General features: G+C 58.4%; 20 protein-coding genes and 1 pseudogene. 18 read left to right on the top strand and 3 right to left on the bottom strand.

Annotation, left to right across the window (positions count from 1 at the left end):
- The first annotated feature begins 23 nt into the window (after window positions 1-23).
- From ASS64_RS14350 to ASS64_RS14335, 3 genes are all read left to right on the top strand, one after another.
- A complete protein-coding gene (locus ASS64_RS14350; RefSeq protein ID WP_067695916.1) occupies window positions 24-1,997 on the top strand; it encodes a ParB/RepB/Spo0J family partition protein in 1,974 nt (657 codons plus the stop codon).
- 305 nt (window positions 1,998-2,302) lie between these two features.
- Window positions 2,303-3,046, top strand: a complete 744-nt coding sequence (locus ASS64_RS14345) for a recombinase family protein (protein ID WP_067695913.1) — start codon at window positions 2,303-2,305, stop codon at window positions 3,044-3,046.
- Window positions 3,047-3,504: 458 nt separating this feature from the next.
- A complete protein-coding gene (locus tag ASS64_RS14335) occupies window positions 3,505-3,954 on the top strand; it encodes a hypothetical protein (RefSeq protein ID WP_067695907.1) in 450 nt (149 codons plus the stop codon).
- Window positions 3,955-3,989: 35 nt separating this feature from the next.
- On the opposite strand, the pseudogene ASS64_RS14330 reads toward ASS64_RS14335, so the two are convergent.
- Window positions 3,990-5,341: pseudogene (locus tag ASS64_RS14330) on the bottom strand (IS3 family transposase).
- Between the two features lie 107 nt (window positions 5,342-5,448).
- On the opposite strand from ASS64_RS14330, the gene ASS64_RS14320 reads away from it, so the two are divergent.
- The 5 genes from ASS64_RS14320 to ASS64_RS14305 all read left to right on the top strand — a co-directional run bounded on the left by ASS64_RS14320 (window position 5,449) and on the right by ASS64_RS14305 (window position 9,551).
- A complete protein-coding gene (locus ASS64_RS14320; RefSeq protein ID WP_067695897.1) occupies window positions 5,449-6,072 on the top strand; it encodes a hypothetical protein in 624 nt (207 codons plus the stop codon).
- Between the two features lie 44 nt (window positions 6,073-6,116).
- Window positions 6,117-6,479, top strand: coding sequence for a hypothetical protein (locus ASS64_RS16745; protein ID WP_157075206.1), 363 nt, complete (start codon window positions 6,117-6,119; stop codon window positions 6,477-6,479).
- Between the two features lie 127 nt (window positions 6,480-6,606).
- Window positions 6,607-7,404 (top strand): Fic family protein, encoded by a 798-nt coding sequence (locus ASS64_RS16490; RefSeq protein ID WP_083508390.1) that lies wholly within the window; start codon window positions 6,607-6,609, stop codon window positions 7,402-7,404.
- Between the two features lie 67 nt (window positions 7,405-7,471).
- Window positions 7,472-8,566, top strand: coding sequence for a hypothetical protein (locus ASS64_RS14310; RefSeq protein WP_198147725.1), 1,095 nt, complete (start codon window positions 7,472-7,474; stop codon window positions 8,564-8,566).
- A 202-nt stretch (window positions 8,567-8,768) separates the two neighbouring features.
- Window positions 8,769-9,551 (top strand): hypothetical protein, encoded by a 783-nt coding sequence (locus ASS64_RS14305; RefSeq protein WP_067695888.1) that lies wholly within the window; start codon window positions 8,769-8,771, stop codon window positions 9,549-9,551.
- Window positions 9,552-9,743: 192 nt separating this feature from the next.
- Here the strand turns inward: ASS64_RS14305 and ASS64_RS14300 are convergent, their stop codons facing one another.
- A complete protein-coding gene (locus ASS64_RS14300; RefSeq protein ID WP_067695885.1) occupies window positions 9,744-10,799 on the bottom strand; it encodes a hypothetical protein in 1,056 nt (351 codons plus the stop codon).
- Window positions 10,800-10,910: 111 nt separating this feature from the next.
- Between ASS64_RS14300 and ASS64_RS14290 the strand changes: the two genes are divergently transcribed.
- From ASS64_RS14290 to ASS64_RS14260, 7 genes are all read left to right on the top strand, one after another.
- Window positions 10,911-12,052, top strand: a protein-coding gene (locus tag ASS64_RS14290) for an IS3 family transposase (RefSeq protein ID WP_157075205.1) whose coding sequence is annotated in 2 segments (ribosomal slippage) — window positions 10,911-11,148 and window positions 11,148-12,052 — 1,143 coding nt in all. Because the reading frame shifts where the segments join, the coding sequence is not laid out codon by codon here.
- Between the two features lie 19 nt (window positions 12,053-12,071).
- Entirely contained in the window at window positions 12,072-13,022 is a 951-nt protein-coding gene (locus ASS64_RS16485; protein ID WP_157075204.1) for a patatin-like phospholipase family protein, read from the top strand.
- Window positions 13,023-13,267: 245 nt separating this feature from the next.
- Window positions 13,268-14,197, top strand: a complete 930-nt coding sequence (locus ASS64_RS14280) for an ArdC family protein (protein ID WP_067695873.1) — start codon at window positions 13,268-13,270, stop codon at window positions 14,195-14,197.
- An 11-nt stretch (window positions 14,198-14,208) separates the two neighbouring features.
- Window positions 14,209-14,649, top strand: coding sequence for a hypothetical protein (locus tag ASS64_RS14275; RefSeq protein ID WP_011413780.1), 441 nt, complete (start codon window positions 14,209-14,211; stop codon window positions 14,647-14,649).
- 219 nt (window positions 14,650-14,868) lie between these two features.
- Entirely contained in the window at window positions 14,869-15,804 is a 936-nt protein-coding gene (locus tag ASS64_RS14270; RefSeq protein WP_067695871.1) for a DUF2493 domain-containing protein, read from the top strand.
- 70 nt (window positions 15,805-15,874) lie between these two features.
- Window positions 15,875-16,144 (top strand): hypothetical protein, encoded by a 270-nt coding sequence (locus ASS64_RS14265; RefSeq protein ID WP_067695868.1) that lies wholly within the window; start codon window positions 15,875-15,877, stop codon window positions 16,142-16,144.
- 268 nt (window positions 16,145-16,412) lie between these two features.
- Complete coding sequence (locus tag ASS64_RS14260; RefSeq protein WP_067695865.1) at window positions 16,413-16,811, top strand: single-stranded DNA-binding protein; 399 nt, start codon at window positions 16,413-16,415, stop codon at window positions 16,809-16,811.
- Window positions 16,812-16,877: 66 nt separating this feature from the next.
- On the opposite strand, the gene ASS64_RS14255 is transcribed toward ASS64_RS14260, so the two are convergent.
- Complete coding sequence (locus tag ASS64_RS14255; RefSeq protein ID WP_067695862.1) at window positions 16,878-17,144, bottom strand: DUF6437 family protein; 267 nt, start codon at window positions 17,142-17,144, stop codon at window positions 16,878-16,880.
- 345 nt (window positions 17,145-17,489) lie between these two features.
- Here ASS64_RS14255 and ASS64_RS14250 point away from each other — a divergent pair, with 345 nt between their 5' ends.
- From ASS64_RS14250 to ASS64_RS14240, 3 genes are all read left to right on the top strand, one after another.
- Window positions 17,490-17,711 carry a hypothetical protein gene (locus ASS64_RS14250; protein WP_067696232.1) on the top strand — a complete coding sequence of 74 codons (222 nt, stop codon included), beginning with the start codon at window positions 17,490-17,492 and terminating at the stop codon, window positions 17,709-17,711.
- 731 nt (window positions 17,712-18,442) lie between these two features.
- Window positions 18,443-18,775 carry a hypothetical protein gene (locus ASS64_RS16480; RefSeq protein WP_083508388.1) on the top strand — a complete coding sequence of 111 codons (333 nt, stop codon included), beginning with the start codon at window positions 18,443-18,445 and terminating at the stop codon, window positions 18,773-18,775.
- Complete coding sequence (locus tag ASS64_RS14240; protein WP_067695856.1) at window positions 18,765-21,077, top strand: type IV secretion system DNA-binding domain-containing protein; 2,313 nt, start codon at window positions 18,765-18,767, stop codon at window positions 21,075-21,077. The genes ASS64_RS16480 and ASS64_RS14240 overlap by 11 nt, the downstream gene beginning before the upstream one ends.
- Window positions 21,078-21,079 lie beyond the last annotated feature (2 nt).

Genomic DNA, 21,079 nt, shown 5'->3' with positions numbered 1-21,079 from the left:
TGCATCCTATCAGGAGAACACCCATGATCCAGTCAATTCCCTTGAAGAAGCTCGTCCCGAGTCCGCGCAACGTTCGCAAGTCGAGCGACGTGCTGGCCGACCTCCAGTTGCGGGCAGACATTGCTGCGCGCGGCCTGCTGCAGAACCTCGTCGTGCGCAAAGGAAAGCGCGGCAAGTTCGAGGTCGAGGCCGGCGGTCGCCGTCTCACCGCGCTGCAGGCGCTGGCCGAAGAGGGCACCTTGCCTGACACGCACGAAGTCACTTGCCTCGTTATCGAAGGCGAGGAAAGCGAAGTGCGCGAAGCAAGTCTTGCCGAGAACTTCCAGCGCCTCGCGATGAACCCCGCCGACGAGGCGCAGGCCTTCGCCTCCATCATCGAGGCAGGGGCTACCACGGAAAACGTGGCGCGCCGCTTCGGCCTCACTGTCCGGTTCGTCGAAGGACGTCTGCGCCTTGCAAGTCTCGCGCCTTGCGTCTTCGAAGCGCTCGCCGAAGGCACGATCACGCTCGACATGGCCAAGGCCTACGGCGCGATCTCCGACGTGGAGCGCCAGGCGCATGTCTATGCCGAACTGCAGGACGCCTGGTACCAGATCACGCCCGACACGATCCGCCGCATGGTGCTCGATGCCACGGTGCGCGGTTCCGATCCGCGTGCTGTTCTCGTCGGACGCGATGCCTATATCGCCGCAGGTGGCCGGATCGAGCGCGAACTGTTCGACGATGATGCCAGCGAGAGCTGGATCGACGTCGCGCTGCTCGAGGACCTAGCGCACAAGGCCATGGACGAAGCCGCAGAAAAGACCGCGCTCGAATATGGACTTGCCTGGATTCGGCCGACCCTTGGCAATTACGTCAGCCACGACCTTGTTGAAGGTCTGAGCCGTCTGCCTTGCGAGCCTGCGCCGATGACCGAACAGGAAGCGAAGGAACTTGGCGAGCTCGAGGCCGACTACGACCGCGTCGCCGCTGTGCTCGAAGACGAGGACAGCGACGAGGATGAGGTCGCCAAGGCCGAACAGGAACTCGTGGTAATCGACCGCGCCATGCGCGCGATCAATGATCGGCCGCCGGTACTCGCCGACGAGCTGAAATCCGAAGCTGGCGCCTTCCTAGTCCTCTCGCGAAATGGCGAGCCGACATTGGTCCAGCAATACTACACCGAGACCGAAGTCATCGCTGACGAATGTGTGGTCGAGGCCGTCGAGGAGAGCGGAGCGGCGAAGCCTAAAGGGAGCTCGCTGTCCCAGCGCCTGCTCGACGAGCTCGCGATGCAGCGCCGCGACATCCTCGCGATCCATCTCGCAAACGATCCGGCACTGGCACTCGACTTCATGGTCTTCACGCTCGCCGATGCCGATGGGCACGACTGGCGCGCCAAGAAAGCGTCGACGCTTGTCGGATCGGTAGCGTCCGGCCCGGTCACCGGGTTTGAGGCCAAGGATGCGCCGGCGAGTGCTGCTTTGGCCGAATTCGCGGGGTCGCTCGATGAAAGCTGGCGTGCTGGCGAGAGCGATGTCGAGCGGTTTGCCAGGTTCCGGGCGCTTACCGACGAGGCGCGCTCGGCCTGGCTTGGTCATGTCGTCTCGCGTGCACTCGTTGCCAGTCTTGCCTGCGAAGGCGAGCGTTCGGTGCCGATGCACGAGGCGCTCGGCTCGCTGCTCGAAATCGAGACCGCGCATTGGTGGCGTCCTACGGCTGCCAACTACTTCGACCGTGTTGCCAAGACCCGCACGCTCGAAGCGCTCGATGCCGCTGGTGGTCCCGAAATGGTCAGTCGCTACGCTGCGTCGAAGAAGGCAGAACTCGCGAGCGCTGCCGAACGCATTTTCTCGGGCAACTTCATCGGCGAGGCAGATATCAAGGAACGAGCGCAGGCCTGGGTGCCTTCGAGCATGCGTTTCGCCGGTTCGGAAGAAGTCGAATTGGCCGACCACGAAGGAGACGAGGCGGTGAACGCCGAAGCAACTGACGAAATTGCCGAGCAGGCTGCCTGACCCCTCCTGACAGGTCCAGGTCACTCGGCGGGCGGTCCGTCCCAATCGGGACGGGCCGCCTTTTCCATGCCAGATACTCGGCAGAAAACTATCAGTCCGCGTTTGGGTAAAAAGACAAGAGCAGACCTTGCAATGCTGGCAATCGACTTAGGCTGAAGGTCGATGGCTGATCGCTCCAAGGGGAGCGGTCAGGCGCGAGATGCCCTTGCTCTTCATATAGCCGCATAATTCTCCACATCCGGCGCTTAGACCTTCTCCGCCGATCGCAACGGGGCGATGTTTCGAAGGAATTTCGGAGTTTGCCCATGGATATCGAAGCTATCGCACCGTTGAAACGGTGCGCAATTTACACCCGCAAGAGCACTAACCAGCGCCTCGAACATGATGTCAATTCACTGGTTACGCAGCGCGAAATCAGTAGCGCCTATGTCAAGAGTCAGCAGTACAAGGGTTGGGTCGAGCTGCCCAACCGATACGACGATGGCGGCCATTCGGGGAGCGGAATGGATCGCCCTGCGCTCTCGCAGCTCATGCAGCATATCGAAGCAGGAGAAATCGACGTTGTCGTGGTGTACAAGATCGACCGGCTGACCGGTAGCCTTGCCGATTTCGTTAGGATGATCGAGATCTTCGATCGCCTTAACATAGCTCTGGTCTCCATCTCACAGGCCTTTGATACTTCCGACAGTATGGGCCTGATGATCCTCAATGTGCTGCTTACCTTCTCCCAGTTCGAACGCGAGCTTATCGCGGAAAGGGTGCGCGACAGCATCCGCACGCGCAAGCGGCACGGGAAAATGCACGGTGGTTTGCCGCCATTCGGCTATGTTGCCACTCCTCAGGGGTTAAAGGTCGACGAGCCAGAAGCTGAGATCGTCCGGTTTATCTTCGACGAGTTTCTGCGGACACGGCGATACACCCGCGTCATGACGGCCGTTCGCGAACGGGGTCTTTGCAGCTCGGTCAAGTATTCGCCGCGGGGCAAGCCTCATAACCTGAAGGTCGCAGGTTCAAATCCTGCCCCCGCAACCAACCGACAAAATGATTAAACCATTTTTTTCATAGGGGTTTTTTCTTTGTCTGCGGCACGCATTTGACGCTCAAAACTCCCCCGTGATACACTAAAATGGAGTCGCACAGCGCTCACACAAACGCACACAAAGGGAGGCGCTTTGGAAATACATCGAATCTTAGGTGACAAGGTCCGCCTCTACCGCCGTGCGGACGGCGGTAACTGGCACTGCTCCACATACCTCGACGGCAAGGAGTGGCGCAAAAGCACGAAGCTGCGCAGCCTCGGTCGCGCCAAAGACGTTGCCGAAGATTGGTATCTGGAGCTCTGCGCCAAAAAGAGATTTGGCGAGCTCGAGTCCGGCAAAACCTTTGCTCAGGCCGCAAAGCAATTTGAAAAGAGTACGAAGCGATCACCCGTGGCCGGCGCAGCCCCAAGTGGGTGCAGGGCCACAAAGACCGGATCAGGCTTCATTTACTACCTCACTTCGAAAAGATGCCCGTTAAGAGCATCACCTCCGGCACCGCTCAGGAATACCGTGTGAAGCGGATGACTAAGCCGGAAGGCTGGAACGATGACGAGAAGGAGTGGAAGCCGCCTGCGCGCAACACACTTCACAACGAAGTCGTAACGCTGAGCATGGTGCTGAAGACCGCCTACCGTCACGGATGGATCGAACACGTCCCAGATCTTTCAGATCCTTACCGTCGCCAAACCAAGGTCGAACATCGACCCTGGTTTACGCCAAACGAATATAAGCTATTGTATCAGGCCACGCGATCCAACGCGGCGGACCCGCAGCGTCCGCACTATCGGTGGCATGCGGAGCAGTTGCACGACTTTGTACTTTTCGCGGCCAATACCGGGCTCAGGCCGGACGAGCTCAAACAGCTTGAATTCCGCGATTGTCCGTCGTCAGAACATTTGGCACAACTCGCGGCGTAGGCTTACGGAGTGTGGGCCTTGTCTGGGTTTGATGTTTAGGCGGCGAGCCTGCGGTGTTGCAAGCGCCGATGTTCGAGTGTCTGTCGCTTGATCCTTTCTCTTCGTTCGATGATGGCGGTTGCCCTGCCGAAGTAGGCATCGGCAGGCGTCACGTTTTTCAGGCTCTCGTGGTAGCGCTGATGGTTGTAGTGCTCGGCGAAGGCCTTGATCTGCTGTTCGAGATCGCCAGGCAGGAAGTAGTTCTCCAGCAGGACGCGGTTCTTCAGCGTCTGGTGCCACCGCTCGATCTTGCCCTGGGTCTGCGGATGGAAGGGCGCACCGCGTATATGATCCATGGCCTTGCCTTCGAGATAGCTGGCCAGTTCTCCGGCGATGTAACTGGGACCGTTGTCACTGAGCAGGCGCGGCCTGTGCAGGACATTGGCATGGTCGCAGCCTGAGGCGGTCAGTGCCATGTCGAGCGTCTCGGTGACGTCCTCAGCCTTCATCGTCGTGCAGAGCTTCCAGGCGATGATGTAGCGTGAGTAGTCGTCGAGCACAGTCGAGAGGTAGACCCAGCCCCACCCGATGATCTTGAAGTAGGTGAAGTCCGTCTGCCACATCTCGTTGGGCTGGGTGGTCTGGGTGTGGAACGCCTCTGCCGCCTTGATCACCGTGTAGGCCGGGCTGGTGATGAGGTCGTGGGCCTTCAGGAGGCGATAGACCGTGGCTTCCGACACGAAGTAGCGCTTCTCGTCGGTGAAGCGCACGGCCAGCTCGCGCGGGGACAGCTCGGTCTGCTCCAGTGCCATCTCGACGATCTGCTGCTGGATATCGTCTCCGATGCGGTTCCACACCCGGCTCGGCGCTGAAGGGCGGTCCTGAAGCGCCTCGGGCCCGCCCTCGAGGAAGCGATCGTACCAGCGGTAGAAGGTGCGCCTAGCCACACCGAGCTGATCCAGCGTGCGCTTGGCAGGCAGATGCGACTGCTCGACGATCCTGATAATCTCGAGCTTCTCGGATGCGGGATACCTCATTCGTCGTCACCCCCATCCGCGATCATGCTTTTTTTGAGCAGCCGGTTCTCCAAAGTGAGATCGGCCACACACTCCTTCAGATCGCGTGCCTCACGGCGCAAATCCTTCACCTCGTCCGTGGTCGCAGCACGCGCAGTATCGCCAGCCAGGCGACGCTTGCCGGCTTCCATGAACTCCTTGGACCAGGTGTAATACAAGCTCTGGGCGATCCCTTCGCGGCGACACAGCTCGGCGATGGAGTCATCACCGCGCAGGCCATCGAGCACGATCCGGATCTTGTCTTCTGCAGAGAAATGCCGACGGGTCTTGCGGCGGATGTCCTTCACCACCTGCTCGGCAGGCGATTTGGACCTTGAGGATTTGGGCTTCATCTTCGTTCCTTCGTCACTACGACGAAGCCCAAATCCTCCTTAAATCACAACCGCCAATCTGTGCCATAGGTGCTGACGGGGGACACCACACCGAACAGAGCCTTGCGTTGTTCCGCCGCAGCTTTGTCCAGGCAGATGGTGCCTATCAGGCATTCCGCGAGCAGGCGCGCAACAAGGGGCTTCGGCATGCGCAAAACGAACTCCTGAGACGGCCCTCCCAATTTGGCGAGGTCGCGCTTGCGCCTACCCCGGCGGACCTAGAGGCTGTGGCGCCTTCACTGCGAAGCATTCAATATACCGAGAAGAAGATGTTCGAGGTCCGCCTTAGCGCAGACGACACACTTCTTGAAGCTGCCGCGCTGGAACGGGCGATGAGCGAGCATGGCATCTCCGGTCCGCGGTGGCAGCATTCCGCCCGCGCAAGACAGAATAGTCTTGCCGCGCAGATCTCGGCAGGGCGAGACGCACTTGAACGCGCTTTGAGTGAACCCGATGGACGCAGGCTTATTCTGATGGCCGAGGCCCGCGCCGCGAGCATCAAGCTCGATCAAGATACCTACAGGCGTCTTGATCAACACCAGAGGACCAAACTCAAGGCTATTGCGGAAGCTTTAAAGAAACCTGAGAATGCGGAGCGCCTCCGCGCCTTGGAGAAGGCGCGGACCGAGCAAGAGCGAAAACCGTTCCAGGATCAGGCTGATCCTCGAAAGTATCAATACTATCAGCGATGAGCCCGCGCGCTTCCAGACAAGCGCCGGGCGGTATAAATTTCACAGTGGACGCTAACGCCAATCCGCCGCCCGACGCCGTGCCTCTCGAACCTATATTCGAGAGGCTCATTAATCCGAAGACCGGTGAGCAGGTAATTCGACCGCTTGCGCGTAGCGCCACTCGAAATGGCCGCATCTATTTCCAGCCCATGCCGCTCATCTTTGGTGTGCCAGTGCGCGCGAAGATGCCGGTGCGACGGAGCACAATGAGCTTGCCGCCACGCAGCGACGCCGACGGGAAGAACTATGTTTGGGGCGGGCACCTAGAAAAATGCGTCGACCCCGATACCGGGGCAATTTGGTATGAACCGGTGGTCTACATCGTCGAGCAAGCTGCGCATCCAAATGGACGGCTGGTGCCCAAATAGATCCATGTCCGAGGCAAATAAGTCGGCGACAGAGGAGCTTGGGAGCCCACATTCCCTCGTCCCGACTATGACGTTGGCGTCGACGCCGACTAAGTGAAAAAGGGCGTCTACGGGCGCCCTTTTTTCGATGGCTTTGCTCAATAGGGTCGCAATGCGAGAGGACCGATTTACCTTACCGGAATGCTCACCGCACCTGACGGAACGATATTGTGAGCTGGAGAGTGTCGTCACCTCGCTCAACCGATACTACGAAAATGCAGTGTGGCGGAGCTACGGGAGCGAAGTTCGAGCCTCGGGACTCCTGCAAACTGTTTCTTTGCACGATGAGCGCATAGCGACGCATCCTCGGATTTCTTACCGCGCGCCGAGCCTGGCGACCTTTCAAGAAAGGCTATGCTCGGAGCCGGTTCTCGTCGAGCGATGGGAGCAGTTCCTCGATTGGCAAGTCAACCCTGAGTGGGCCATTGAGATGGGCTCAAAATTGCTCGGCGAAGTGGCCCAATTTCGCAACAATGAAATAGTCAAGCCACGGATGGGGCATGTTGCGGGTTGGAAATACATAAATGTAGAGAATTCGCGGCTATGGCATCCGGAATTGAAGAATGTCCGAGCGCGTCGATCCTTTCCTCCGTTGTTGGAGGCGGTAATTCTATACGCGGTCTTCGTAATTTTTCATCCTTTAAAAGAAGGCAATGGACGTGTGGCGCGCGCAATTTTTCATGGAAATCTTGCAAATCGAGGAGTGATTTCAGCACCCTTTCTTCCGCTAGGCCCCATGATTTATCATTATGGAAACTCTTTCACGCCGGCATTCCGCGGCATGGCCCAAGACGGAAGATGGGAGGAATTTCTCCAATTCATGTTAGATCTCATCGAACTCTGCTGCCAATTCACAGCATTGGAGAGAGGTATCTCGGAGCTTTAGAATGACCAATTTTCGATCCCCACGTGTGCTTATCGTCGCAGAGCCCCAAGATCACACGGCCTACGTAATGGCATTTTTGCTGGAGAGGAGGGGTGTTCAGGTCGAATTCTTTATGCCAAGCCTCATTCCCTATTACGATGAGCAAACCACTTACGTGGGCGACGGGTGGTCATTCTCAACCGAGAGCCAAACGATCCTGGGTCCTGATGTCGTCTATGATACCGTCTGGCTCCGACGGACGGCGGGAGACTCCGTCAAGGAGTTTGAAATCCACGAAGATGATCGGCCATATATAGAGCAAATTCACAAAGCTCACCGGAAATCAATTCTGTCGATGATTGATGTTATGTGCAAGAATGCCGGGAGTCTGATGGTCAACGATTTTCCAGCTAAGATGATTGGAAACAGTAAGCATCTGCAACTGATTATTGCGGCACAACTCGGCTTGCAAATCCCACAGACCCTAATCACCAACTCACCTGAACAGGTGGAGCGCTTCCGTGAGAAAGCTCGAGGACGGCTCATTTGCAAATCGCTTCTTCCTCACACTTGGAAGGGAGAGCAATCGAGTTGGCACGCCTATTCGGCAATTTTCCCGCCACGTTCCTCGCGCACTGACGAAGCTGTAAGACTTCAGCCGGCTATCTTCCAACAATATATAGAAAAGAAGTATGAGGCGAGGGTAACTATCTTCGGGGAGAAACAATTCGGCATAGCGATCGAATCCCAGGGACATGAAAAGGCAATCGTAGACTGGAGAATGTCTGGTTTGAGTGGCGTAAAGTGCTATCCCTATGAGCTATCACCGTCCTTATTCGAGAAGTGCTTGCAGCTAATGAAGGAGCTTAACCTAACGTATGGGGCGTTTGATTTTATCATAACGCCTGACGATGAAGTTGTCTTCTTGGAAGTGAACGAGAGCGGACAATTCCTTTTCTTGGAGAATAAATGCCCAGAGGTTCCTATCACCGACGCGTTTTGCCACTTTCTGGCTTGGGGAACCCTAAGCGACTGGGATGCGTCCAGCGCCCAAAACCTGTTTCCCGATGTGCTGAGTGACCCGGAATACCAAAAGTACATTGAGCAGTTTAAGTTTTTCCCTAGCCCTGATTTGGGCTTTGTGACCGATATTGGTGAGCAGGTCCCCGCGCTTTCTGCTTAGCTATCTGGAGTGCTTTGTAATGGGATATGATCAGGTCCTACGAAGTGGCGCATTCCTGAGAATGTTTAGAACTGTGCCGATATCTCTTTGCCTCCTAGGGGCGGGTGCTTTGCATGCGGGGCGGACAGACGCCAGCAGCTTGGCGGGTCTACAAGGTTCATGGTACGTTTGTGCAGAAAGTCAGGCAATTTTCCGAATTGATTTGACCAAGGAGGAAGCGTGGAGTGCCTCTCTTCTTGCACCGTCTGAATATCTGACGGACGGAGAAGATTTTTGGCAGGTGTCCGGCCCCGCCGTCTCGCGAAGATCTCTTTGGATTGAGGAACAGGAAGGTACTCTCGCAATTGCGTTTGAAGATCCCGGTGACCCTGACAACCCCGACATCATCGAGTTAAGTCCCGTAGATCAAACCAAGGGGGAATTTTCATTTAAACTGCTACCCTTTGAGCCTTTCACCATGCTGAGGGCTCCGAGTGAGGGAAAATGCGCATTTGAAGATTGGGACTCAAACGCCCGCTATAGTCACCTTAGATTTCGCCCAAGTAACCGCGAAATCGCGTCGATCTTTGACGAAGACCAGCGCGAAAGAAGCGACGCTGCCTCGTTAGATGACCAAGGGCTGCATTTGCTGGCACTCCGGGATCGAGAAAGGCGGAATCGAGCAAAGAGTTTGCTGCGGGAAGGTCAATTGAAATCAGGAAGGGACTTTTATTTCGCTGCATTCATCTTTCAACACGGCGAAGAGCCATCGGATTATTTACAAGCACACGCTTTGGCGATGGTCGCACTGGCACGCGGTGAACCGTCCGCACGCTGGATTGCGGCAGCTTCCCTCGATCGCTTTTTGCTGGCGACAAATCAGCCGCAAATCTTTGGCACACAGTTCCAGGTTGAGGATAAAAAGCCGTCGTTGCGCCTCCCGTATGATCCTGATGTTATTTCTCCTCACGTCTTGGAGGCCTTGGGGGTTCAGAAGTCGCACTAGCGCTGTAAGGATGACAGTTCCAACTACTCGAATTTCGTGGGGGCCTTACCCGTGTATTGTGGGGCTTGATCCCAAGAATGTGATCATTAGGTGCGCCAATCTAATGTGCGCGGCTGAACGGAACTAGGGACGATCTCCTACTGCCTGGAACACGAAACTGCCGTTTCGCTCGTGTTCTCGAACAGTTCGAAGTTATGGTGCTTCCCAGACCAGCGCCGTGCCTAGGCGATCAAAATGTGAGATACGAACCTGCTCGGACATCTGTGCAAGTGCGAACTCCAATGGAACCGGGTCCGCAAAAACTAGGTGGCTCTCGACGTCGGTCAAATCGGCGACCTTGGTGAACCTCGCCACAGCGTCGATATTGCCGCGAAGAATTTCGACGCGATCAAGGTGTTTACGCAGATAATCGGGCTTTCCATTCTCACGGATGACGCCCCGGAAATCAGCGAGTTGCTCCGCCACTTCGCCGTAGGTCTTCCGAAAATGCACATCCTTGCACTCAACGATCAATACCCGGCGGCTGTTCGAATCCCATGCTAGAACATCGACGTCGCCGTAGTTCCTGTCTTGGCGCTCGCCCAAGATCTTGGGGATTGTCACCTCGGTCTCGGTGCACCATCCGAGTTCTCTCAAGCGCTCCGCTACTTTCAGCGTGAAATCGTGTCCTTTCTTGTCGGCAGCCTTGCCAGCCCAACGCTTCATTTTCGGCGAAAGCTGAGTTTGCGGGAACTCACCGCGAAGCAGATTTCCAAGCATATATTTGAAACTGTCGCGCATCTGGCCAGGAGCAAATATGAGCGTTGGATCGCTATCCTCATCAAGCTGGATCAATGGGCGCCGTAGTAGCGAAAGCTGTCGGCGGAAGCGCCAAGGATGCCGGTCGCGATCCTCGAACCCGTCAGGCGTTTCCCGCCATGTGGAACGCGGCAAGTGGATAAGTGCGTCTAAGAGGCTCGCGACGGAAGAGGAGGTAATTGGCCAAGCCCCGTCACCGATCGCTAGAAGTTCACTTTTCTTGAGCTGCTGAACAGCGGACTCCGCCTTGATGCCAATGTCTTCAATCGCATCTACGAGCGCTCGGGTTTCGTCAAAACCTGCGCCGAACTGCTCTTGCCACGCCTCAACGAATTCCGGGGAAAGAAGGTGTTCGGCTTTCGGTGTCGTTTCATATTCCGTCAACTGCTCGGGATAGCTCTCGGCATCTGATGCAATCCGCCGCTCATTCGTTACGTGCGCATGAGGCATGATGATGTCATCGATAAACCCAAACCTCGCATGGATGTCGCCTAACGGGGTGTGAATAGCCCCTAGATTTGTGGACGCTTTCTTTCCTAATTTTGAGGACAGGAGGCGACGATGGGGAAGGCTAATTTCAGCGATGAGTTCAAGCGCGATGCGGTGGCCCAGATCACCGAGCGGGGCTACCGGGTGGCGGAGGTTTCCGAGCGACTCGGCGTGAGCCAGCATTCGCTGTATGCATGGAAGAGACAGTTCGCAAAGCGGCCCGAAGATGGATCAAAGGACGCCGAGATCCGGCAACTGAAGCGCGAGCTGCAGCGGGTGACCGAGGAGCGCGACATCCTAAAAAAAGCCACCGCGTATTTCGCCAGGGATGCAAAGTGAGATACGCGTTCGTGGCCGAGCATCGCACGCTGTTCCCGGTGCGCGCGATGTGCCGGTGTCTTCGCATCCAGCCCAGCGGCTTCTACGCCTGGTTGAAGAACCCGCTGAGCAGACGGGCGAAGGAAGATGTTCGCCAGACTGCGATGATCCGGCAGGCGTGGGAAGACAGCGGCAAGGTCTATGGCTACCGCAAACTGCACGACGACCTGCTCGATCAGGGCGAGACCTGCTGCCCGAACCGGGTGGCGCGTCTCGCCAGTCGTCTGGCGGGTATTAAAGCGAAGATCGGCTACAAGCGCAGGCCGGGCAGCTATGGCGGCAAGCCATCTAGGGTGGTCGACAACACGCTGGCCCGCCAGTTCGATGTCGCGGCACCGGACAAGACATGGGTGACCGACATCACCTACATAAGAACACAGGAAGGCTTTGCCTATCTGGCGGTGGTGATCGACCTTTACTCCCGCCGCGTAGTGGGCTGGTCGATGCAGAACCGCCAGACCACCGACCTGGTCCTGCAGGCATTGCTGATGGCGGTGTGGCGCAGGAAGCCAAAAGGGAAGGTTCTGATCCACTCGGATCAGGGATCGCAGTTCACCAGCATGGACTGGACGTCCTTCCTGAAGGCCCACAATCTGGAGCACTCGATGAGCCGCCGTGGCAACTGCCATGACAACGCAGTGGTCGAGAGCTTCTTCAACCTGCTCAAACGCGAACGCGTCCGGCGGCGGACCTATCGCTCACGAGACGAGGCCAGACAGGATGTGTTCGATTACATCGAGATGTTCTACAACCCGATACGCAAGCATGTGAGAAACGGGATGCTGTCACCCGTAGAGTTCGAACGGCAGCAGATGATGAGCACCGAGGGCGTCTAGAAAACTAGGGGCTATTCAGTTGCGACAAGGTTTTGTCTGGCCGGCAGCCTACGAAGCGGTCTTTAGTTTGGAAGGGCTGAAGGCGCTCTTCACCGTCTTGCTCATATCCCTTGATCGATTGGCCGCTTTGCCGACGAAGCTGATGATTTCACTATTGCCAGTGAGTCCACGCCGCGATCGCTGGCCATACCGGACGATCCTCCACCGCAGAGCAAGTCGAACGACAATTTTGAGGCGAGTTTTCGACAAAGTCTTTGGTTCGAAGCGCCTGTCCGAATTGCGTGGTGATCGACCCAGGTTGATCATAGTCGCCTGTGAGTTGCGCGCAAAGGCTGCGTTCTACTTTACAAGAGAAAAGTTGCATTGCTGGCGATACGGTTCAGCGACCTCCGAAGATACAAGCCTGGCAGATGCAGTCGCAGCATCAGCAGCATACCCGTTGGCACTGCCAGCGCTTGATACCACCGTTGAGTTCGAGCGCAACGGAACAAAGCGCTCTGATCGGATCTCACTCACTGACGGAGGAGTCTACGACAATCTCGGCTTGATGCCGTTTTGGCCGGACCGCGATCACTCCATAAGCTTGGAGGTTGATCCGGTTTACAAATTGATCGCATGTCGTGCGGGCTACTCGCTGGATGTTGGCGAGCCCTCGTCGTTAATGCCAGCACGCATGGCAGCAGTTTTTGAAAGCATTTTTGCGAGGGCTCAGAACGCATCCACCACTCGGCTCTTCGATCTGCAACGAGCCGGAAGGATCGGTGGCTTCATAATGCCGTATCTCGGACAAGACGACGCGCGACTCTCGAACAAACCAGATGACTTTATATCCGGCGACACAGTTGCTGGTTATGGAACCAATTTTTCGGCGATGGATGATGAATGGATCGATCGCCTTTCTTTAAGAGGTGAGCAGCTCGTGGTCTCCTTGGTGAGCGAGCATTGGCCAGAGATCCAGGCGAAAAACTAGCGAACGAGGAGTTCTGAGGTCTGTCCGGTGGCAACCGCGATGCATGCCTTGATCTTCGAAAGTCGCCTCCTGAGAAAAGGTTTGGGCTATCCTCCGCGCTCGACACCTCTGGAAGTGTCTATTGAACAAATAGCGCGTGAGATGAAGCTCGCGCCTGCGGTAGCCGCCACATGTAAAAGAGAGAGGAGGGAGCTTTGCCTTTCCTGAGCCGGGGCATGCCCGTCCCGGCGATCAGGAGAGCTCCCATGACCAAGTCCCGCCGCACTACTTCGACTTCGCCAGCCCAGCGCATTACCGCCGCCATTATCGAAAAACTCGAGCAAGGCACAAAGCCCTGGGTCAAGCCTTGGCGCGGTGTGCCCGTCTCGCGGCCGTTGCGCTCCTGCGGAACGCCCTATCGCGGCATGAATACCTTCTGGTTGTGGATGGTGGCCGATGGCAACGGCTACGTCTCGCCCTATTGGATGACTTACCGCCAGTGTCAGGCGCTCGGCGGACAGGTCCGCAAAGGCGAGAAATCGACCATCGCGATCTTCTACAAGAACTACACCAAGGAGGTCGAGAACACCGAAGGCGAAGCTGACACCGAGTACCGGCGCGTCCTCAAAGCTTATGCCGTGTTCAATGCCGACCAGTGCGACGGCCTCCCCGAGTTCTATCATCCCAAGCCACTCATTGCCGCGCTGGAGCCCAAAGGACGCGAAGAGCGGCTTGATACCTTTTTCGCCGAGATCGGCGCTGACCTGCGGCATTCTGGAGCCCAGGCCTATTACGAGCCGCAGCGTGACCGGGTCACCATGCCGCCAGCCGAACTCTTCGAAGCCTATGACCACTACTACGCGACGCTTGCACACGAGCTGTCGCACTGGACGGGGCATTCTTCGCGGCTCGACCGCGATCTCAAGAACCGCTTCGGGAGCGATGCCTATGCTGCCGAGGAACTGATCGCCGAGCTGTCCTCGGCCATTCTCGGGGCCGAACTGGGTCTTCCGGTCACCCACCTCGACCATCACGCCAGCTACATCGCGTCCTGGCTCAAGATCCTCAAATCGGACGAGCGCGCGATCCTGACCGCTGCGGCCAAGGCCGAGGAAGCGGCCAGCCTGTTGCTTGATCTTGGGGGTCACCAATTCGGCGAGAGCGAGGACGATATCGACCTTGCTGACGCCGCCTGAGGAGCAGTGAGATGGGACGTTCCGTCAGTTATCCGACCGGCTCCGTGGTGGCCTTTCGCCTGCTTGATGAGGGCGAAGGCGACGATGTCGACTGGGTCTACGAGTGCCTCGTCGACGAGGTCATCGATAACACGAAGGCGACCTTTCCTTCTTTCGAGCGTTTCGATGGATGGCGCGGCCGCGAGGACAGAATCCTCTTGCGCAACGCCTTCGCCGATTGCGGCATATCGACCTATTGCGGCCTTGCCGCGATCTGGCTCGCCGAGCGTGACGATGCCCGGTACTGGGAGGCGGATTTCTACAACCCACGAACGGCGAGGGCACGGCACTGGCTTACCCAGGTGTCGGATAGGTTCATCGACCTGTTCGGGGATCTGCGCCTGGTCGGGCGGTTCTCGAATGGCGAAGCGATCTTCGAGCGCTCCCGATCGAAGTGCGACACCGGGTCCTGATCCTGCCTCATCCCAGTCCGCCGGGAGAGGCCCTTGGGCCGGTCGGGGCGCGCCGCAACCTGCGGCCCGTCGGCCCGTGTTACCCGCGCCAGCCTAGGGCCGCAGGTTTCCCGCTTCGCGGTGCGTCTCGCCCCTTGTCCCGGCCCTGATCGGGCTCCGGCGGACAGGACCGAGGCAATGGTGCCTCCTCGCCTTGTCCCCGCGATCAGGAGACACCTCATGTACGACAGCTTCATCGACCAGTTGAGCGGCCTCGATCTCTCAGGCCTCAGCATCAGGCCGGCCCCATTCAACGAGACCGACTTTCCCTGCGAGGATGCGATCGAACAGACGCTTGGCGCAGTCTGGTCCGACCTTTTTGCGATGTTTTCCGACACTGCCCTGGAAGCAGATGCCGAGGATATTGCCTGGGGTATGGTCAACCTTTTCCACCGCGCCGCCAGCCGCAAGTCGGCTCAACTTGACCAGGCCAGCGACGAGATCCGGGTCCTCCTTGCATCCGCCGATGGCTCCGAAGTGCATTCGAGCAATCTTGAAGAGCAGGTCGAGCGCGCGCAGGCCGCCGAAGCCAGCATGCTGGCCTTCGAGCAGATGCGCGAGGCTGCGGCAGCACTTTACCGCGACGAGACCGGTTCCTCGTGGAAGCCCGTTTCCGGCTCGCGCACGAGCCATTCGCGAAACCTTACCTCGGCCGTGATCGATGCCCGCGATTTCCTCCGCGCACGCGCCGAGAACCGGCGTAATGCCCTGATCCCGGAAGGCACTCCGGTGGTTTTCGCCGGTGGTCGCCAGAGCTTCGAAAGCGCCGAGGACGCGCGCGTTTATGCCGACAATATCTGGGCGACGCTGGACAAGGTTCGCGACGTGGTTCCCGATCTCTTCCTGGTCCATGGCGGCGACGGCAAGGGTGCCGATCGCCTGGCCGCCAGCTGGGCCGAACGCCGCGAAGTCCAGCAGCTGACCTATTCGCTCGATCGTCGGCTTGGTGCCCGCGCCGGGTTCAAGCGCAACGAGCAGATGCTCTCGCTCAATCCGCGTTATGTCGTCGCCTTTCCGGGCAATGGCGTCACCGAACGACTGGTGATCGATGCTAAGACGCGCCGGATCACCGTGGTCGATCGTCGCGGCCTCTTGGGCACTTCTCCTGGGTCCTGAGGGGCCCTTCATCATCTTCATCTGAATTGCCTGGATGTGCATTCAGCGCCGACCCGAATATGAACCGGTCATGCAACTTGACGTTCTGCTACAGCGCTACTTTGCCACCAGCGACCTTTCCGGGGTTGCCCCAGACACCTTTGCAGCCGGCATTGAACATTGCCGGGTCGATCTCGGCCTTGAGAAGGATCGGGGCAAGCGCTTTGCATTGTGGTCGTTCCTACACATGTTCGGGTCCGCCCCCGATCTCGATGTGGCGTTCGAGAACGAGGAAGACCGGGAAGCAGCCCGCAACTTCATGGATCTACTGGCGGCATCGGAAGGCGATGGAGCAGGCTGATTGCAGTAGGGTCTTGGCACCTTCAGACCCGCACCCGATACCCATCCGGCTTTCTTCGCGAACAGTCCTGAATCAGGTCAGCTGAGTACAGCAACCCGTTCCTTTCCGGCCGTGTGGTCGCGCTTCGCGCGCCTGCCCGCACCACCCGTCATGAACAGGTTCCCCTTGGAGCTTCGCTCCTGCGGTGCAGTCCTCCCATGCCCTGCTTCTTTGGCAAGTTCGCAAGCCGGAGATGGTCTCCGGTTTGAGGAACTGAAGGACTACTATCATGACCAATATCGCAATCCTCACCGGCCGCATCGCCCGCGATCCCGACACCCGCGAGACCAAGGGAGGCACCAACGTCACCGGGATCACCGTCGTCACCGATCGCCCCGCACGCGACAAGGACGGCAAGACCTACAAGGACGAGAACGGCTATACCGCCAAGGAAAGTGAGTTCCACCGGGTGACCTGTTTCAACGGCCTCGCCAAGACCGTCGGGCAGTACTGCTCCAAGGGCCAGTTGGTCAGCGTGCAGGGCCGCATCCACTACACCCAGTGGGAGGACAAGGACGGGGTCACGCGCTACGGCACCGAGATCCTCGCCGACAAGGTCGACTTCCTCTCCCGCGGTAGTGGTTCGAGCGACGACAACGACAACACCGACGCTCCCGATATCGACTGACATCGATCCCGATCGTCCCCTTACGAAGAGGCTCTGCCGCAAGCGGCAGGGCCTCTTCCTCTGGGGTTACTGGGTTCCCGGCGCTGCATTCGAAGCACGTGTTGCACCGCGCCCCGTCAGTTTCTCGATCGCGGCATCCTCGCCGAGTTTCCCGAGTTCTTCGGCAACCTTCCTCAGGCCCCTCTTCGAGAAGCTTTCGAGACCACTTCCCAGGATGATTTCGCCGAGTTCTCTGGCCGCCTGCACTTCAAGTTCGCGTTGTCTGGCGTCGAGCGCCTCGCGGTCTGCTTCGAGCTTTTGCAGGGCTGCTATCGCGCTCCTGTTTCGGGGCATGTTACTTGTCCTTTTGTCCCCCTCGGATCTGCTCCCCGGTTGGTTTCATGCCCGCGTCATCGGGGTGTAGGAAAGACAATTCGCACGCAGCAGATGTTTGATATTGGGCGGAGGTGGTGGGTCCTTGCTCACGGTTCTCCCAGCATGATGGCCTTGCGCCTCCCGCCTCAAGGACGGCGGGGCCCCACCATTTTGCCCGCCACCGGATTGCATCCGGCGGCGAACAAAATCGTTACCCCCACCGCCGCTATCGCGGTCGCCCATCCGGGCGATCCCTGACCCGGGATGCACAAGACCATCGCGCGCACCTCCTGTCGTCTCACGACAGAAATCAGGAGGATTATCATGGCTTATTCGATGCATTGCGCCCTTCCGTCACGGAGCTATTTCGAGGCTCTGGAGACAGCCGAGAAGAGAGCGCTGCACAGCTTCTTCGATCAGCACGTTATCGAGGATGACGAACTCGGGTACTTTGCCCTCGACGAGGGTGACTACAACATATTGCCAGTGCATCTCGCAGCGCGGGTGGTCCACACGGTCCACGGCGGCATGCTCGACGAGTTTTGAGACTTCCGACAGGGCGGGAACCGGAAGCGGTTCCTGCCCTTTTTTCTTGTTCGCCGGGTAGTCCATCGAAGCACAAGAAACCGGTTCGGTCGGTTGCTCTGACGGCCGCCCACCGCAATGCGGCGCCGCCCGATAAGTGGAGCGGGGCTGTGGACGCACTCTGTCCCGCGCATCTTGCGATGCGCTCCTGAGGGTGCGGCGTAATTTGTTCTTGGGCCCCGCGCGCACTTGCGAACCGGCACCGGGTCGGGCGGCGGGAAGCTTGGGCACGCGACAGGTCCCGCTTGCTTTGCTTCCCACGCGCCCTTGGCCGCTGCCTCTTTCGCAGGTGCTGTCTTCGGCTGGAGGCGTCCAACTGCTTTCTATCTGCATGCTGTGAGCTGCCAGGCTTGGTTGCTCGCGCTCCAACATGGAGATCGGGAAAAGTCGTCCTTGATGAATCCCCCTCATTGCCTGGACCACCTCGCGCACTTGGGAACAAAGGAGCACACCCTACCCCGCGATTTCGGGATTAATCTTTCTGTTATTGCTAAAGAATGTGGTTTTGGGCGAAATCAACCCGTCTGCGAGTAGAGCGGCTTTGCGCTGATCCGCTGACAACTCACATCCATCTATCACCTTGAAATATAGTCCGAATCTTTCGATTGACTGCGAGTTGTTCACGATTTATTCTCATTGCCACCTTCCGCAAGGTGAGCCAGGTTCCGTCGGCCCGACAAGGAACCTGTTTCATGACCCGACAAGATCGGCTTCAGACATTCGTATCTCTCTCCGTGGGTAACTGGGTTCGCCAGTGTGCCGCGGACCATGGCGTCAGTGTCAGCGTCTTTATTCGTGACCTCATCGTCGCAGCGTGGCAGCGCGATAACGAGGCGAAGGACAGGCCCGCAGGGCTCGATCCCGCGCGCCAGGCAATCTTCATTTCGGTGGCGCTCGATGCGCTTCTGGCCAGCCACCCTGACGCGAGTTTGCGCGACCGTACTCACGAGGCATACCGGCGACGCCTCGAGCGTCTTGGCCTCCTCGTCAACGCAAACATGGGAGGCCAATCCCATGAAGCATAATCTCCTGAATTTCACCCGCGGGAGCCAGTTGCTCGGCCACTTTGGTTTCATGTTTGCAGCCGGCCTGAAGGGCCCCTTGATTGTCACCGGCCTGGTAGCGGTCGGCACCTGCTATTGGGAGGTGCGGTCGGCTCTGAGTGATCACCAGATCTACCTGGTCTGGATGCATATCTACGCCAGTCTCTATGCCTTCATGGAGTTCGATCCGGCCAAGCTGGTCAACCTTGAACTGCTTGACGGCGAAAGGGTCGGCCTCCCGTTCGGCATCGTTCGCGAGTTCCCGCCGATGCGCGAGGCGGTCGAGGCGTTTCGTACGGCAGTGAAGCAGGGATTGCTGGTTTCGGCAGTACTGCTGATCCCGGCCTTCGTGTTCTTCTGGTGGTTCGCCGAGCGCTTTGGCGGTCGGTCAAAGGAGCGCAAGCACGAGCGCGGCGCAATGCTTGTTTCGCTCGACGAACTCGAAGAAGAAATCGAGCGTCACAACAAGGCATTCAGGGCCGAAGAACTGGGCCGCAAGTTTGGCTGGAAGTGGCGGCTTGCGAGCTCGTCGGCGCTGGCCGAAGCAGGCCATTACCAACCCGCACATCTCGCCGGTGTAAGCTGGCCGTGGCGGCTCGAGCAGAGCCACGCCATGCTCATCGGTACGACCGGAACCGGCAAGACCGTGGCGCTCACCGAACTTGTTGCCGAAGCGCGTGAACGCGGCCAGCGCGCGGTCATTTTCGACCTCACAGGGGCATTCATTGAGGCCTTCTACGATCCTGCACGCGACATCATTCTCAATCCTGTCGATGTGCGGTGCCCGCTTTGGAGCGTGTTCAACGACTGCACGACGGAAGCTGAGTTTCATGCTGCCGCTGAAGCGCTCGTGCCCCATGACGGGGGTGGTTCAGAACAGTTCTGGGTGCTTGCGGCGCGCATGCTGTTTGTCGAGATGTGTCTTCATCTTGCCCGTACCGGCACTGCAACCAATGAGGCGTTGGCACGGCGGCTGATGACCGCTGATCTGTCCGAGGTGCATAAGCTGATGCGCGGTACCATGGCCGATCCGCTGACCGCTCCGGAAGCGGCCCGCATGGCGGAATCGATCCGCGCTGTGTTCAATGCGAATGCGAAAGTGCTCAAGCTTTTGCCCTCATCCGGACCGCGCTTTTCGGTCCGCGACTGGGTCAAAGGCGACTACCAGGCGGGCTCGATCCTGTTCCTTTCTGCCCGCTATGTCGACATGAGCATCTCCTCGCAGTTGCTGACGCTGTGGCTCGACACGGCGATGAATACGCTGATGACGCTCGAGCGCACACATGACCTGCGGATGTGGTTCCTGATCGACGAGCTCGGTGCCCTTCACCGACTACCGGCGCTTGAAAAGGGGTTGCAAACGGCGCGCAACTTCGGCGGTGCGATCGTCACCGGGGTGCATGCGTTTGCCAAGCTCAAGGAAGTCTACGGCGAGAACATGGCCATGACACTTTCCTCGCTTGCGCGAACGAAGCTCATCCTAGCGACGGCCGATCGAGAGACAGCGACCTGGTGCTCCGATTTCATCGGCCACCGGCAGGTGCGCGACATGGAAGAAGGCTATAGCTACGGGTACAACAATGCGCGCGATGCGGTCAGCCTGACGCCGAGGCGGCAGATCGAGCCATTGCTCCTGCCCGACCAGTTTATGAACCTTCCGAGGTTGTCGGCCTACATCAAATTTCCCGACGGATTCCCCGCTGCGCCGGTATCGCTCATTCCGCGCACGCGTGGCCGTATTGCCGAGGGATTCATCGCCCGCGAGAAACCGCTCATTAAGCCTGACCAGGGTCCTGCGGCAACGGCGCTTCAAGCAAGACCGGGTTCGAAACCGATTGATGAGCATCCCGCCTCGAACGACGACGGTGCCGGTAAACCTGTCGATACAAAGCAGCTCAAACTCGACTTGGAGGGGCAGCGCCGTGTCGCCGATGAACCGCAGGATCGGCAGGAGCCTGTGCCGCTTGAAAAGCTGAATGCAGGACGCGCTACTGGTGAGCTCGGTGCCGAAACCCGTTCCGATACGCATCTGGATGCAGGTCCAACGCTACCTCTCGCCGCAGTGCAAACCGGTGAGGATGCACCAGCAATGGGCGCGGAACAGCATCCGTCCGAACCCGGAACCGCCGGCGATGACACAGGTGGCAAGGCTGGTTCGACGCAACGAGGCCGTTCAGCTGCCAACGGGCGCCAGCCTCTCATACCGGTCGAGAAAGACCTGCGTGAAGGTGCGGTCGCAGATCCTCCGGAAAAGGATTTCGGCGAGTTCGAGCCCGACATGTGAAA

The organism is Erythrobacter sp. AP23 (genome assembly GCF_001542855.1).
Classification (GTDB): domain Bacteria; phylum Pseudomonadota; class Alphaproteobacteria; order Sphingomonadales; family Sphingomonadaceae; genus Qipengyuania.
The sequence above is the reverse complement of the archived record's forward strand: the minus strand, read 5'-3'. Positions and strand labels throughout refer to the sequence as shown.